The 12,682-nt window shown below is 64.6% G+C and carries 15 protein-coding genes; 8 read left to right on the top strand and 7 right to left on the bottom strand.

The genetic code is table 11. The features are described 5' to 3' along the window. Positions 1 to 24: 24 nt before the first annotated feature. From NKI19_RS21410 to NKI19_RS21400, 3 genes are all read right to left on the bottom strand, one after another. The gene (locus NKI19_RS21410; protein ID WP_352565217.1) at positions 25 to 471 is read right to left on the bottom strand and encodes a hypothetical protein; all 447 of its coding nucleotides are present in this window, start codon (positions 469 to 471) and stop codon (positions 25 to 27) included. 189 nt (positions 472 to 660) lie between these two features. Continuing rightward, positions 661 to 1,587: a haloalkane dehalogenase gene (locus NKI19_RS21405; RefSeq protein ID WP_352488015.1), complete on the bottom strand. Its 927-nt coding sequence runs from the start codon at positions 1,585 to 1,587 to the stop codon at positions 661 to 663. Positions 1,588 to 1,591: 4 nt separating this feature from the next. Beyond that, entirely contained in the window at positions 1,592 to 2,182 is a 591-nt protein-coding gene (locus NKI19_RS21400; RefSeq protein WP_352488016.1) for a TetR/AcrR family transcriptional regulator, read from the bottom strand. A 117-nt stretch (positions 2,183 to 2,299) separates the two neighbouring features. On the opposite strand from NKI19_RS21400, the gene NKI19_RS21395 reads away from it, so the two are divergent. After that, positions 2,300 to 3,376: an NAD(P)/FAD-dependent oxidoreductase gene (locus NKI19_RS21395; protein ID WP_352488017.1), complete on the top strand. Its 1,077-nt coding sequence runs from the start codon at positions 2,300 to 2,302 to the stop codon at positions 3,374 to 3,376. Here NKI19_RS21395 and NKI19_RS21390 read toward each other — a convergent pair. Together NKI19_RS21390 and NKI19_RS21385 are read right to left on the bottom strand one after the other, a co-directional pair. Continuing rightward, a complete protein-coding gene (locus NKI19_RS21390; RefSeq protein ID WP_352565215.1) occupies positions 3,370 to 4,743 on the bottom strand; it encodes an amidase in 1,374 nt (457 codons plus the stop codon). The genes NKI19_RS21395 and NKI19_RS21390 overlap by 7 nt on opposite strands. 172 nt (positions 4,744 to 4,915) lie before the next feature. Further along, a complete protein-coding gene (locus NKI19_RS21385; RefSeq protein ID WP_023717932.1) occupies positions 4,916 to 5,131 on the bottom strand; it encodes a DUF6356 family protein in 216 nt (71 codons plus the stop codon). 115 nt (positions 5,132 to 5,246) lie between these two features. On the opposite strand from NKI19_RS21385, the gene NKI19_RS21380 reads away from it, so the two are divergent. The 6 genes from NKI19_RS21380 to NKI19_RS21355 all read left to right on the top strand — a co-directional run bounded on the left by NKI19_RS21380 (position 5,247) and on the right by NKI19_RS21355 (position 9,772). Then, a complete protein-coding gene (locus NKI19_RS21380; protein WP_352488018.1) occupies positions 5,247 to 5,717 on the top strand; it encodes an Lrp/AsnC family transcriptional regulator in 471 nt (156 codons plus the stop codon). 84 nt (positions 5,718 to 5,801) lie between these two features. After that, the gene (gene dut / locus NKI19_RS21375; protein ID WP_352488019.1) at positions 5,802 to 6,287 is read left to right on the top strand and encodes a dUTP diphosphatase; all 486 of its coding nucleotides are present in this window, start codon (positions 5,802 to 5,804) and stop codon (positions 6,285 to 6,287) included. Beyond that, on the top strand, positions 6,287 to 6,943 hold the full coding sequence (locus tag NKI19_RS21370; RefSeq protein ID WP_352565213.1) for an HAD family hydrolase: 657 nt from the start codon (positions 6,287 to 6,289) through the stop codon (positions 6,941 to 6,943). Before dut ends, NKI19_RS21370 begins: the two co-directional genes overlap by 1 nt. Before the next feature lie 77 nt (positions 6,944 to 7,020). Next, positions 7,021 to 7,878 (top strand): hypothetical protein, encoded by an 858-nt coding sequence (locus NKI19_RS21365; protein WP_352565211.1) that lies wholly within the window; start codon positions 7,021 to 7,023, stop codon positions 7,876 to 7,878. 77 nt (positions 7,879 to 7,955) lie between these two features. Beyond that, on the top strand, positions 7,956 to 8,759 hold the full coding sequence (locus NKI19_RS21360; protein WP_352488024.1) for an isocitrate lyase/PEP mutase family protein: 804 nt from the start codon (positions 7,956 to 7,958) through the stop codon (positions 8,757 to 8,759). Positions 8,760 to 8,773: 14 nt separating this feature from the next. Continuing rightward, complete coding sequence (locus tag NKI19_RS21355; RefSeq protein ID WP_352488025.1) at positions 8,774 to 9,772, top strand: proline racemase family protein; 999 nt, start codon at positions 8,774 to 8,776, stop codon at positions 9,770 to 9,772. On the opposite strand, the gene NKI19_RS21350 is transcribed toward NKI19_RS21355, so the two are convergent. Together NKI19_RS21350 and NKI19_RS21345 are read right to left on the bottom strand one after the other, a co-directional pair. Further along, positions 9,769 to 10,464 carry a sulfate transporter family protein gene (locus NKI19_RS21350; RefSeq protein WP_352488027.1) on the bottom strand — a complete coding sequence of 232 codons (696 nt, stop codon included), beginning with the start codon at positions 10,462 to 10,464 and terminating at the stop codon, positions 9,769 to 9,771. The genes NKI19_RS21355 and NKI19_RS21350 overlap by 4 nt on opposite strands. Before the next feature lie 83 nt (positions 10,465 to 10,547). Then, the gene (locus NKI19_RS21345; RefSeq protein ID WP_502899321.1) at positions 10,548 to 11,435 is read right to left on the bottom strand and encodes an EamA family transporter; all 888 of its coding nucleotides are present in this window, start codon (positions 11,433 to 11,435) and stop codon (positions 10,548 to 10,550) included. Positions 11,436 to 11,653: 218 nt separating this feature from the next. On the opposite strand from NKI19_RS21345, the gene NKI19_RS21340 reads away from it, so the two are divergent. Further along, the gene (locus tag NKI19_RS21340) at positions 11,654 to 12,646 is read left to right on the top strand and encodes an adenosine kinase (RefSeq protein WP_352488030.1); all 993 of its coding nucleotides are present in this window, start codon (positions 11,654 to 11,656) and stop codon (positions 12,644 to 12,646) included. Positions 12,647 to 12,682: the final 36 nt, after the last annotated feature.

The following is a 12,682-nucleotide window of genomic DNA, read 5'->3' as shown; positions in this document are numbered from 1 at the left end:
CAAATGTCGCTGCGGGCCGCGAGTTCAGTCACGGATCACAGCCGCTTCAGTGACCGAACCGGCATCATCCGTGCGGATGGCGAGCCATTCATAGTCGATCGAAAGCAATCCCCTTTCCGGGCCAAGGACATAGACCAGGCTCCAATCGGAAAACTTGTCGGTCTCAGGCGGCGCGCCGAGCGCCGCAAGGACTTCTGCCCGCGATTTCCCAACCAACCACCCGGTCAGCACCAGGCTGTCGGCGATGCGATGGCGTTTATGCAAGGGATCATGCCAGCTGTAGTCACCGACTTGCCACCACGATCGAATGAACGGCAGTGGGCCGAAGAAGACGGCATAGACGATCATGACCATGGCAGTGCCAAGAGCGAGACCTCGCGTCCAGCGGCGCAAACGAGCCCTTCGTGGCTGGGACATGATTTCTGGTCGGGAACTCAACAGCGCAGAGCTTTCTCGCAAAGACGATGTCATCGACCGTTTCGAGAACGGAACACCACGACGTGCATGTATCACGACGGCAGGAGGGTATGAAGTCCTGCCGTTAAAGGTGGACGGCCGTGAGCAAAGACATCCTCGGCATCTGCGCTTCCATCGCCTGGAACCTGAGTGCAGTGCAGTCGACCTCTCCGGCTGCCGCAGCCGCCGGTTCACGTCCCGACGTCAGGCCGGTTCGGCCGCACGGCTCTGGGAGGCCACCTCGGGAATCCACTCGGCAATCGCGGCGCCGATCCTGTCGGCATGGTCCTCCTGCAGATAATGTGCGCCGGGTCCGAGATCGATCAGCCGGCAGTTCTTCAGGCCCGCCGCGAATTCCCGTGCCGCCTGCGGCGAGACGAGGGCGCCTGGATCGCCTGAGAAAAGCAGCTTCGGGTAGGAGGAGAGCCGGAGCGCCCGATGGTCGTTCTCGCTGATGGCGGCGACATCGGCGGGCTGGCCTTCGATCGGCAGGTCGCGCGGCAGCTGCAGGATCGGCTTGCGCGATTGCGGTGTCGGGAACGGCGCCCGGTAGGCGGCCATTTCCTCATCGCTCATCGTGCGCAGCACAGCAGCCGGCAGCACTTTTTCGACGAAGACGTTGTCTTCCAGGACAAGCTTCTCACCGACGCCGGGCGTGCGCATTGCCTTGAACAATTCGCGCGCCTGCGGACGCTGGTGGAAATCGTCCCAGCTCTCGAAAGGGCGGATGAATTCCATGAAGGCGAGGCCGAGGATCCGCTGCGGCCGCCGTACGGCGAGATGGAAGGCGAGCGCGGTGCCCCAATCCTGCGCGACGACCACCATGTCGGTGATGCCAAGCGTCTCGATGAAAGCGTCGAGATACCGGACGTGGTCGAAGAAGCGATAGTCGATGTCCGGCTTGCCGGATTGGCCATAGCCGATCAGGTCGGGCGCAATGCAGCGGCCGAACGGCGCCACATGCGGGATGATGTCGCGCCAGATGTAGGACGACGTCGGGTTGCCGTGCAGGAAGAGTACTGTCGGGCCAGCCGTACCTGCCTCGACATAGGAAATGGTGGAATCGAGTACCGCGACTTGCGAGCGCGGCAACATTGTGCGGGATTGCGGCTTTTCGAGTTTCGGGGTCATCGGATCAGCTCCTTTCTGCGAAGACTGTTTTGAAGACGATGTTCTTGAAACGCTCGAGCGGTTCGGGACTGCGCTCCACCTTCATGCGCAGCATCGCGCCTTGCCAGGAACTCAAAAGGAAATCGGCGAGATCCTCGGCATCGAACGCGTCGGAGATATCGCCGGCCGCCTGGCCTTCGGCGATGCATTCGGCAAAGGGCTTACGCCAGCGTTCGAAGATGGCGACGAGTTGCAGCCTCAGCGCCTCGCTGTGAGCCGCCGTCTCGAGGCTGAGATTGCCGATCATGCAGCCCCGTGCCCAATCATGCGCCTCCAGCTTCGACGTGATGATTTCGAGATAGCGGCGCAAGCGCCCGACCGGGGGCGTGCCGTCCCGGGCGAGGGCCTGCTCCACCAAACCGCTCACATAGGCGAAATAGCGGTCCAGCACCTCGCCGGTGAACGCCTCCTTGGAGGCAAAATGATTGGTGAAGGAGCCCGGGCGGGCATCGGCCGCGGCGACGATGTCGCGCACGCCGGCCGCCGAATAGCCGGAACTCCAGATGGTCTTGAAACCGGCGTCGAGAAGTTTTTCGCGAAGTGAATGTCTAGCCATGTCGGTATAATACGTACGTACGTATTAAAGTCAAGAGGCATTTTTGGTATCGCGCGCTCTTGGCAGAACCCACGGGCAATGGCATCGCAGTGGTGGCGTCGGAACGAGGAGTGAAGTATGACAGCGGCGAAAGAAGTGATTGTCATCGGCGCCGGCATCGTCGGCGCCTCCATCGCCTGGCACCTGACCAGGGCCGGGGCAAAGGTGACGGTCATTGCCGGCACCGGCGCCGGCGGCATCGCGACGCCGAATTCCTTTGCTTGGATCAATGCCAGCTGGGGTAATCCGGAGGTCTATTTCCGGCTGCGCATTCGGTCGATGGCCGAATGGACGCGGCTGGCGAACGAGGTGCCCGGCATCCCGTTGCAATGGTGCGGTGGTTTGTGCTGGGACCTGCCGCGTGCCGAACTTGAGGCCTATGCGGCCGAGCATTCCGCCTGGGGCTATGGCATCGAACGTGTCGACCGTGCCGGAGCGGCGCGCATCGAGCCCAATCTGACCGAGCTTCCCGATTTCGCCCTTTATGTGCCTGGGGAAGGCGTTGCCGAGCCGGTCGCCGCCACGCAAGCACTGCTGGTTGACGCCGAGCGGCGCGGCGCGCGGCTGCTGACGGGAGTTACCGCGACCGCGCTTGTGCAGGCCAACGGCAGGATTGCCGGCGTCGATACATCCGGCGGGCGGATTGCTGCCGACGAGGTGATGATCGCGGCCGGAGCCGGGTCTCCGGCACTAGCGGCAACAGCCGGGATAGAACTGCCGATCGAGACGCCACCCGGCCTGATCGTGCATTCGCGCCCCACCGAAAAGCTGCTCAACGGCCTGGTGATCGGCGACCGCCTGCATCTGCGCCAGACGGCGGAAGGCCGCATCATCGCCGGCTCGGATTTCGGCGGCGCCGATCCCGGCATGGATGCCGCAGCCACCGCCCGCGACCTGTTTGCGGCGATGAAGGCGATGCTGCGCGGCGCAGATGGGTTGGAATTCGATTTCCACACCATTGGCTACCGGCCGACGCCGGTCGATGGCTTTCCAATCATTGGCCGCGCCGCAGGCACGAGCGGCGTCTACGTCGCGGTCATGCATTCCGGCATCACGTTGGCCCCGGCCGTCGGCCTGTTTGTCGCCCGCGAAATCCTCGACGGCGAGCGCGATCCGCTGCTTGATCCCTACGGGCTGGGGCGGTTTACTCAATAACCGGGCGGCCGGCGAAAGCCGCCGGTCAGCGGCTCGATTGCCCTGGCGATCCCGAGCAGGCGCGACTCCGACCAGCGTTTGCCAACAAGCTGTAGGCCGATGGGCAGGCCGTCGCTGTCCTGTCCGCAGGGCAGCGACAGTGCGGGATGGCCGCTGTAGTTGAACACCGCGCCATAGGCCGGCAGCATCCAGTAGCTTTGCTCGCTACCATCGACCTCGATCGGCGTTCCCGGCTCGCAATGCGGGAAGGCGGCGGCCATGGCGACCGGGCACAGCAAGGCGTCGCAGTCTTCGAAGAACCGATCCCACGCCAGGATGGAGCGGTCGCGGCGGGCGAGCGCCTCGAACCAGCGCGAGACCGGCGTCGGCTTTTCCGGCGGTTCGGGCCGCGCCGCCTCCAGCATCATGCCGATCAGGACGCCGCCCTGCTTCAGGTCGTCGTGCAGGTCTAGCTTCGGCAATTCGGCTTCCTCGACGATGGCGCCCGCAGCCTGAAGCTCATTTGCCAGACTTTCGACCGCCGCGCCGATCTCGCCGGCCACCGGAAAGCCCGGAAAGGACGGCGCGACGGCAATGCGCAAATTCCTGAGATCCAGTTCCGGTAGGTCTTCGACCGGTACCGGCGCAAGGTCGGTGTCGCTTCCATACGTCCCGGCAATGAGGCCGTAGATCAGCGCTAGGTCCTCGACGCTGCGCGCCATCGGTCCTAGGCAGGAGATCAGCCTCACGCTGCGCGGCGCCCCGCCTGGATCGGGGAAGGCGCCGGCGAGCGAGACGCGGTGCTCGGTCGGCTTGAGGCCATAGACGCCGCAAAATGCAGCGGGCAGCCGGATTGAATCCTGCATGTCGGTGCCGACCTCGAACGGCGTCATCCCGGTGCTGAGCGCCGCCGCCGCACCGCCACTGGAGCCGCCGGCGGTGCGCTGGAGGTTCCAGGGGTTGCCGGTGCGGCCGAACAGCGGATTGCTCGACTGCCAGTCACCGAGCATTGTCGCCACGTTCGTCTTGCCCACCAATATGCCGCCTGCCGCCTCCAGCCGGGCAACGACCGGACTGTCTGCCCTCGGGGCATAGTCGGCGAAGGCCGGGAAGCCGACGGTGGTTCTCATGCCAGCGGTTTCGTGCGTGTCCTTTAGCGTGAATGGTATACCGTGCAGCGGCTCAAGTGCCTCACCGCGCGCCTGCGCCTCGTCGGCCTTGCCGGCGCGTTGCCGTGCACCGTCCCGATCGAGGGTTACGACGGCATTGACCGCTTCATTGTCCCTGTCGATCTGCGCCAGATGCGCGTCCAGCACCTCTATTGCGGAAACCGTACGGTCGCGGATGGCCGCGGCCAGTTTGGCGGTCGAGGAAAAGACGATATCCATCGTGACTGCTCCGGGCTATCGCGCCGCGCTCCCCAAAATGGCAGATTGCGGCGCAGCTTCAAGCCTGGTTCGGCATTTCGACGACGGCGGCGCTTGATCGGGATTGCGCTGCCGGGATCCGTTGAGGGTCGGCGCTGTCCAGCGGCCTCGCCGCGATCGGCGCCTCTACGGCTCACCGTCCCCTGTTGTGCGTCCGCTCATAGAGTTCACGGATGATGCCGCTTGCCGTGGTCTCGAACAGAAACGGCAAGAAAGCATGAATAAGCGCGGCAAAGGCCGCCATGAACAATCGCGACGAAAACCACGCGGCGAAAGCCATATGGCCGAAATAGCTCTCGCCGACCGCGGCCGGGTGAGAGGTAAAAAGTCTTGCGAGCCGTGCTGTCATGTCGATCCCTCCTGCCGGTATGAAGAGCCGACGATGAATATCCTGCCACGGCTGTCAGGTTCATCGGTCTCAAATTGTCCTTGTCTCTAGCCGAATTTTGGGACAAACATCCCACATGATGCCGGAAATCGACGAAATAGACCGGAGATTGCTGGCCGAGCTGCAACGCGACGGCACGCTGTCCGTCGACCAGCTCTCGGCAAGAATATCGCTGTCGCGCAATGCCTGCTGGCGCCGGGTCAAGCGGCTGGAGGAAGACGGCGTCATCACCGGCCGGGTGGCGCTGGTCGACGCCGACAAGCTTGGGCTCGGCCTTTCCGTGTTCATCCTGATCCGCACCTCGAACCACGATCCCGACTGGCTGCAAAGATTCCGGGCGGCGGTGACCGGCTTTGCCGAGATCACCGGCGCTTACCGCATGTCCGGCGACCTCGACTATGTCCTGCGCGCCCGCGTCGCCGATGTGAAGGCCTATGACCGGCTCTACCAGCGGCTGATCGCCAAGGTGGCACTGTCGGACGTTTCGGCCTCCTTCGTCATGGAGGAGATCAGGGAGACCACGGTCGTTCCGATGGAACTGCGCTGAAGCGGAACTGTGCTGAAAGAAAGCCGTTGATAGCATTGCCGCCGAGTTGACTGAACCGGCGTTCGCGACGATAGGATCAGCCTCATGCGCGCAGCACTTTATCCTACCTCCGTCATCGGTCCGGCTGTCGGCTTCGTCAGGCTACCGCATGGCGAGGGGTTGCCGCTGCCTGCCTATGAGAGCTCGGGCGCCGCCGGCATGGACCTGCGCGCCGCCGTCCCGGACGACAGGCCGCTTTTGATCCTGCCGGGAAAGCGCGCGCTGGTGCCGACCGGCCTGGTCCTGGAAATTCCGGGGGGCGTCGAAGGCCAGGTCCGGCCGCGTTCCGGTCTTGCCTTCAAGCACGGGCTCACCTGCCTCAACACGCCGGGCACCATCGACAGCGACTACCGCGGCGAGGTCAAGGTGCTGCTGATCAATCTCGGCGACGAGGATTTCGCGGTGACGCGCGGCATGCGGATCGCCCAGATCGTCTTCGCCCCGGTGACGCAGGCGACCGTCGAGGAGCGCACATTGGCCGGCGGCACGGCGCGCGGCTCGGGCGGCTTCGGATCGACCGGCACCGCCTGATGAAAATCCCCAAGCTCGTTATCTTCGATTGCGACGGAGTTCTGGTCGATACCGAGAACCTGGCCAATCAGCGCCTCGCCGAGTGGCTGACCGCGGCCGGCTTTCCGGCCAGCTTCGAATATTGCCGCAAGAACTTCTCCGGCCGCAGCATGGTCTCGGTGCAGAAGGAAGTCGAGGCAACCGGCGTCAGCCTCGGCGCCGATTTCGTCGAGCGCTGGAACGCCGGCCTGCCGGACCTGTTCGCGCATGGCGTCGAGGCTATCCCCTATGTTCGCGAGTTCATCGAAACCGTGCACGCCGCCGGTATCGCCACCTGCGTCGCCTCGTCGGCACGGGTATCGAAAATGCACATCACGCTCGGCCAGACCGGGCTGCTGCCGCTGTTCGAGCATGCGCTGTTCAGCTCGACCATGGTCTCGCGCGGCAAGCCGTTTCCCGACCTCTTCCTGCATGCGGCAGCGACGATGGGCTTCGCGCCCGCCGACTGCATCGTCATCGAGGACAGCGTCGCCGGGACGGCAGCCGGCATCGCCGCCGGCATGCGCGTCTATTCCTATCACGGCGACCCGCTTTCCGACCGCGATGGGCTGATCGAAGCCGGCGGTATCCTGTTCGACGACATGCGTGAACTGGCCGGGCTGGTGCCGATCCACTGATCGCCTTTGCGCAGGCTGCACTGTATGTTGCAGCTGCTTGTGCTAGCTTGCGCGCGCCGGACATAACGAGCGTGCGCATGACCTTCCCCCTGCTTCGTTTCCTCCTTGCCTGCCTGCTGCTGCCCTGTCTTTGGACGACGGCCAGCGCAGAGGCCGTCAGCTTCCCGGAGCTCGGCAGCGCCGTCTCCGGCCACAGCGATGTCACTTATCTCGACCTCGCCAGGATGGTCATTCCCGATCTGGCCGCGGACAAGGACGGCTTTTTCCGAGGTTCGATGCCGATCGAGATGCGTCACATCGCTGGACCGGACTACGGCGGCTCGCCGCCGCCGACGTCGGGCCTTTCCAGTGCCGGCGTGCTCGGCATCAAGGCCGGCGGCAAGGAGCGGCTGGCCATGCTGTTCGACCTCGGCGACTCGCCTGACAGTGCCGAGGGCTATGTCGTGCTGGCACTCTACGACATCACCGACAAGCCGGCGCTGCTCGACGCGGTCAATGTCGCCGTCGACCGCATCACCTATCTTCGCGAGCCGGGCAAGCTGCCGATCGGGCCTGGTGACGACGCCATCATCAGCATGAGCATGCATTTCAATTCGAGCCAGGGCTATGGGATCACGCCGCTGATCATGGTCCGCAACGACAGGTTCGAGTTGATCGACATGATCTATACGTTCGACGAAAACCTCTGCACCCATAGGAGGACGCAGAAGGCGGCGTTCCAGGCGATGGCCGACGGCCAGCCCTATGCAGCCATCAAGGTCACGGTGACCGACGCGACGCTGCCGGGGGAAGACAGCTGCGACGGCCAGCAGCCGCCAGAGGCGTCTTCGCGCGACATTTCCGTCACCTATCATTGGGACAAAAACGCTTCGCGCTACGTCAAGGATTCCGATGCGCTGGACCGATTGGCAGATGAGAACGCCAAACGCTTCTGAACCAACCGCATTTGTTTGCCCGGCGCCTTCCGCCGGGCTAGAATTTGCCTCACATTCTGCACTGGAGGGGAGCATCCATGGATAAAGGCAAGATTTTTCGCGACCTGCATGCCTCGATCTTCGTCATGGCCAATTCCTGGGACGTCGGCACGACCAAGCTCTTAGCCTCGTTCGGCTTCAAGGCGCTTGCCACGACCAGCGCCGGCTTTGCCTTTTCGCGCGGCCTGCCCGATGGCGCGGTGACGTTCGAGGCGATGATCCATCATTGCCGTGAAGTGTCGGCGGCGACCGGGCTGCCGGTTTCGGCGGATCTCGAAAGGGGCAAGGGCGACAGCGCGACAAGTGCCGGCGAGACCATCTTCGCCGCCGAGGCGGCTGGCCTCGCCGGCTGCTCGATCGAAGACCATACCGGCGAGCCCGACAAGCCGATCTATGATTTTACGCATGCCGTCGAGCGCGTCGCGGCTGCGGCGGAGGCGGCACGGGCGCTGAAACGCGATTTCGTCTTCACCGCGCGGGCCGAGAATTTTCTGTGGGGCAAGCCCGACCTTGACGATACGATCAAGCGGCTGCAGGCCTTCGAGAAGGCCGGCGCCGACGTGCTCTATGCACCTGGGCTGGGCGACATTGAGATGGTGCGAACCGTCTGCTCGGCGCTGACCAAGCCGGTCAACGTCATGGCCAGGCCCGGCTTCACCATCGCCGACCTTGCCATGGCGGGGGTAAAGCGCGTCTCGCTCGGCCCATGGCTCACCAATTTCGCCTTCGGCATGCTGGAGACCGCGGCGCGCGAGATCCAGCAGGACGGCACCTTCGGCTTCACCCGCGCCGCCATGCCGTTCGGCAAGCTGCAGGCGCTTTTTGCCAAATCTTCAGCCTAGGTCGGGCCCGGCGAATGACGCTCACCGTCGTCGACATGCACACCGGCGGCGAGCCGCTGCGGATCGTCACCGGCGGCTACCCCGACATTCCCAAGGGCACCATCCTCGAAAAGCGTGCCTATGTGCGCGACCATCTCGATCATCTCAGAAAGATCCTGATGTTCGAGCCGCGCGGCCATTACGACATGTATGGCGCGCTGCTGGTGGAGCCCGACCTGCCGGGGGCCGACCTCGCGGTGCTGTTCATGCACAATGAGGGCTATTCGACGATGTGCGGCCACGCCATCGTCGCGCTCGGCCGCTACGCCGTCGACGAGCGGCTGGTGGTGCCACGCGAGCCGCTGACGACCGTCAATATCGAGGCGCCATGCGGGCTGATTTCGGCTGTGGTCGAGGTAAGGGATGGCAAGGCCGGTGCGGTGTCCTTCGAAAGCGTGCCGGCGTTTCTGTTCGCCCGCGACCAGCGGATCGAGCTGCCGGGCTACGGTCCGGTCGGCTTCGACATCGCCTATGGCGGCGCCTTCTATGCGCTGGCCGATTGCCGTCAGTTCGGGCTGGAATTCCGTAGGAACCGGGTGCGCGATTTCGTCGATGCGGCGACCGCGCTGACCAATAAGCTCAAGGCCGAATTGCCGCTGTCGCACCCCGACCATGCCGATCTCGCCTTCCTCTACGGCACCATCCTGACCGACGGACAGGATGCATTCTCCGATACGCCGACCAAAAACATCTGCGTTTTCGCCGAAGCCGAGGTCGACCGTTCGCCGACCGGCTCGGGCGTCACCGCGCGGCTGGCGGCCATGCACGCCAAGGGCCAGATCGGGATCGGCCGGACGCGGCTTTTCGAGAGCATCGCCGGCTCGCGCTTTTCCGGCGCCGTCGCGCGCACGGCCGCAGCCGGGCCGCATGATGCCATCATCGCCCGCGTCGGCGGCCGCGCCTATTACTCAGGCCGGGCCGAATTCATCGTCGAGGACGACGACGAACTGGGCAGGGGCTTCCTGCTGCGCTAGCTCCCTTCCCGCGCCGAGATCGCCTTGTGCAGATGCACCATCATGGCGGCGGCGAACAGCGGCGTCAGAAGGTTGAGCAGCGGCACCGCCAGGAACGCGGCGACGACCAGCCCGGCCAGGAACACGGTGACCGCGTGCTTTCTGCGCAGTGCCTTGGCCTCGGCCTCCGGGCGAAAGCGCATGGCGGCGAATTCGAAGAACTCGCGCCCGAGCAGATAGCCGTTGACGATGAAGAAAGCGGCAATGTTGATGCCCGGCACCAGCAGAAGCAGCAGGGCGACGATATTACCGAGGATGACGACGCCGAAGAACCTGATCGCCAGCACCAGCGAGCGCAGCGCCGGCACGTCGCGTCCGGGCGGATCGTCCGGATAGTCGGTGCGCTCGACCGTTTCGGCGACGTCGTCGAGGAACAGGCCGGCGATGATCGCCGTCACCGGCGCGATGAAAAGAGCCAAGCCCAGCGCAAGGCCGATACCGGCGACGACAGCGCCCAGCCATCCGGCCCAGGAGGGAAGGGCGGGCAGCCATGCATCGATCCATGGCCAGGCCAGCCATTCGAACAGGCTCTTAATCCCGAACCACAGCGCCGCCAGCGCCAGCAAGGTCAGCCCCAGCGTCTTCAGGAATACGGAACGGAATTCGGGCGAGAACAGCCGGCTCAAGGCGGCGCGGGCGGCGTCGAGAATCACGGCGTTTCCAATTCCATATCAAACGTGCCCGTGGCTGATATCTCCGAATAGGCGGAGACCGCCCAAGTCGCAAGCGCGGCTTCCTAGCGCGCGACCTTCGCCTGGGGAATGGTCATCGCCGCCACGCCGGCGACGACCAGGGCCATTCCCCACCATGCGCTCGGACCAAGGCTTTCGCCAAGGAACACGGCTCCGATAGCGACGCCGATCGGCACCCGCAGATAGGCTTGCGAGGTGGTGCCGACGGAGCCCAGCGTGTGCAGGAGGCGGAAATAGATTGAGAAGGCCAGCGCGGTTGAAAACACCGAAAGCCCGAGCAGCGCAAGGACCGAAGCTGTCGATGGCGCCAGGGTCCATGGCCGGTCGAACGCAAGGCTCAACGGGATCAGCATCGCGGCGCCGCAGAGCATCGAAGCGCCGGCCACCATCGGGTCGAGCCTCCTGAAGCCGCGGCCGAAAACGGCAGCGCCGGCATAGCAGAGCGTCGCCGCGACCACGGCAAGTTGCGGCAACAATTGCTGTTCGAGGCCGCCTAGCGCCGGGGCGCCGACAACGAGGCATATTCCGGCTATTCCCGCCGCGACGCCGAACAGCTTGCGCATGGTCGCCGGTTCGTGGCGGCTGATGAGGGCGGTCAGCAAGAAAGTGAAGATCGGCGAGGTCGCATTCAGGATCGTGGCCAGCCCGGCGTCCAGCGAGCGCTCGGCCGAAGCGATCAGCGTGAACGGCACGACGCTGTTGAGACATGCCTGGAATGCAAACCGGCGCCAGCTTGCGGCATCACCCGGCAAGGCCAGCCCGCGCCAGCGGATCAGGGCAAGCAGGATGCCACCCGCGATCAGGGTTCGCGCGGCGATCAGCGTCACCGGCGGGATCGTCGCGACGCCGATCTTGATGAAGCTGTAGGATGCGCCCCACAGCACCGCCAATATGACGAGCAGCACCAGCTCGATCCTGGTGTCGGTTTTCATGGACATGGCCGCCGGGCACCTCTGGACATCGCTCATCTCAGCCATGCTTGTAAGACAGGCACGCGGGAAATGCTTCGGCCGCCATCCAACGATGCTCGCTATGCCGACATTCGTCGGATCGCCGCATTGGCGACTAGGCAAAGCCGCATCAAACCGCTAGACCCGCCCGCGCCCGGCGTGGCAGAAAGCCGGTGGTTTTTTGGCGGAGACATGAATTGATGCCGGACTATGACGTGCTTTGTATCGGAAATGCCATCGTCGACATCATCGCCCAGTGCGACGAGGCGTTCCTGGAGACCAACGGCATCATCAAGGGCGCGATGAATCTGATCGACACGAGGCGCGCCGAACTGCTCTACAGCCGGATGGGCCCGGCCATTGAAGCCTCGGGCGGCAGCGCCGGCAATACGGCGGCGGGCGTCGCCTCCTTCGGCGGTCGCGCCGCCTTCTTCGGCAAGGTCTCCAACGACGCGCTCGGCGAAATCTACGCGCATGACATCCATGCCCAGGGCGTCGCCTTCGACACCAGGCCGCTCAACGGCGAACCGCCGACGGCGCGCTCGATGATCTTCGTCACGCCCGACGGCGAGCGCTCGATGAACACCTATCTCGGCGCCTGCATCGAGCTCGGCCCGGAGGACGTCGAGGCCGACAAGGCGTCGGGCGCCGCAGTCACCTATTTCGAGGGCTATCTGTGGGACCCGCCGCGCGCCAAGGAAGCGATCCGGCAGACGGCGAAGCTCGCCCATGCCGCCGGCCGCGAAGTGTCGATGACCTTGTCGGACTCGTTCTGCGTCGACCGCTACCGCGACGAGTTCCTCGACCTGATGCGCTCAGGCACCGTCGACATCGTCTTTGCCAACAGCCACGAGATCAAGTCGCTCTACCAGACCGCGTCCTTCGACGAGGCGCTGGCGCAGATCCGCAAGGATTGCAAAATCGCCGCCGTCACCCGCTCGGAAAAGGGCTCGGTCATCGTGCGCGGGCACGAGACCGTCACCATCGAGGCGACCAGGATCCGCGAGCTGGTCGATACGACCGGCGCCGGCGACCTCTACGCCGCCGGCTTCCTCTACGGCTACACGCAAGGCCGCAGCCTGAAGCAGTGCGGCGATCTCGGCTCGCTGGCGGCAGGGCTGGTCATCCAGCAAATCGGCCCAAGGCCAAGGCAGAACCTGCGCCGAGAGGCCGAGCAGGTGGGGTTGTTGTAGCAGCGTCTCTTCCTTCTCCCCTTGTGGGAGAAGGTG

Source organism: Mesorhizobium sp. M0751 (genome assembly GCF_040320265.1).
GTDB lineage: Bacteria > Pseudomonadota > Alphaproteobacteria > Rhizobiales > Rhizobiaceae > Mesorhizobium.
Note: the sequence above shows the minus strand (reverse complement) of the source record. Positions and strands in the feature narration are given on the sequence as shown.

Excerpts from the sequence above, each read along its gene's own strand:
- NKI19_RS21410 (WP_352565217.1), bottom strand. The coding sequence starts at position 471 with ATGACATCGTCTTTGCGAGAAAGCTCTGCGCTGTTGAGTTCCCGACCA.
- NKI19_RS21405 (WP_352488015.1), bottom strand. The coding sequence starts at position 1,587 with ATGACCCCGAAACTCGAAAAGCCGCAATCCCGCACAATGTTGCCGCGC.
- NKI19_RS21400 (WP_352488016.1), bottom strand. The coding sequence starts at position 2,182 with ATGGCTAGACATTCACTTCGCGAAAAACTTCTCGACGCCGGTTTCAAG.
- NKI19_RS21395 (WP_352488017.1), top strand. The coding sequence starts at position 2,300 with ATGACAGCGGCGAAAGAAGTGATTGTCATCGGCGCCGGCATCGTCGGC.
- NKI19_RS21390 (WP_352565215.1), bottom strand. The coding sequence starts at position 4,743 with ATGGATATCGTCTTTTCCTCGACCGCCAAACTGGCCGCGGCCATCCGC.
- NKI19_RS21385 (WP_023717932.1), bottom strand. The coding sequence starts at position 5,131 with ATGACAGCACGGCTCGCAAGACTTTTTACCTCTCACCCGGCCGCGGTC.
- NKI19_RS21380 (WP_352488018.1), top strand. The coding sequence starts at position 5,247 with ATGATGCCGGAAATCGACGAAATAGACCGGAGATTGCTGGCCGAGCTG.
- dut (WP_352488019.1), top strand. The coding sequence starts at position 5,802 with ATGCGCGCAGCACTTTATCCTACCTCCGTCATCGGTCCGGCTGTCGGC.
- NKI19_RS21370 (WP_352565213.1), top strand. The coding sequence starts at position 6,287 with ATGAAAATCCCCAAGCTCGTTATCTTCGATTGCGACGGAGTTCTGGTC.
- NKI19_RS21365 (WP_352565211.1), top strand. The coding sequence starts at position 7,021 with ATGACCTTCCCCCTGCTTCGTTTCCTCCTTGCCTGCCTGCTGCTGCCC.
- NKI19_RS21360 (WP_352488024.1), top strand. The coding sequence starts at position 7,956 with ATGGATAAAGGCAAGATTTTTCGCGACCTGCATGCCTCGATCTTCGTC.
- NKI19_RS21355 (WP_352488025.1), top strand. The coding sequence starts at position 8,774 with ATGACGCTCACCGTCGTCGACATGCACACCGGCGGCGAGCCGCTGCGG.
- NKI19_RS21345 (WP_502899321.1), bottom strand. The coding sequence starts at position 11,435 with ATGAAAACCGACACCAGGATCGAGCTGGTGCTGCTCGTCATATTGGCG.
- NKI19_RS21340 (WP_352488030.1), top strand. The coding sequence starts at position 11,654 with ATGCCGGACTATGACGTGCTTTGTATCGGAAATGCCATCGTCGACATC.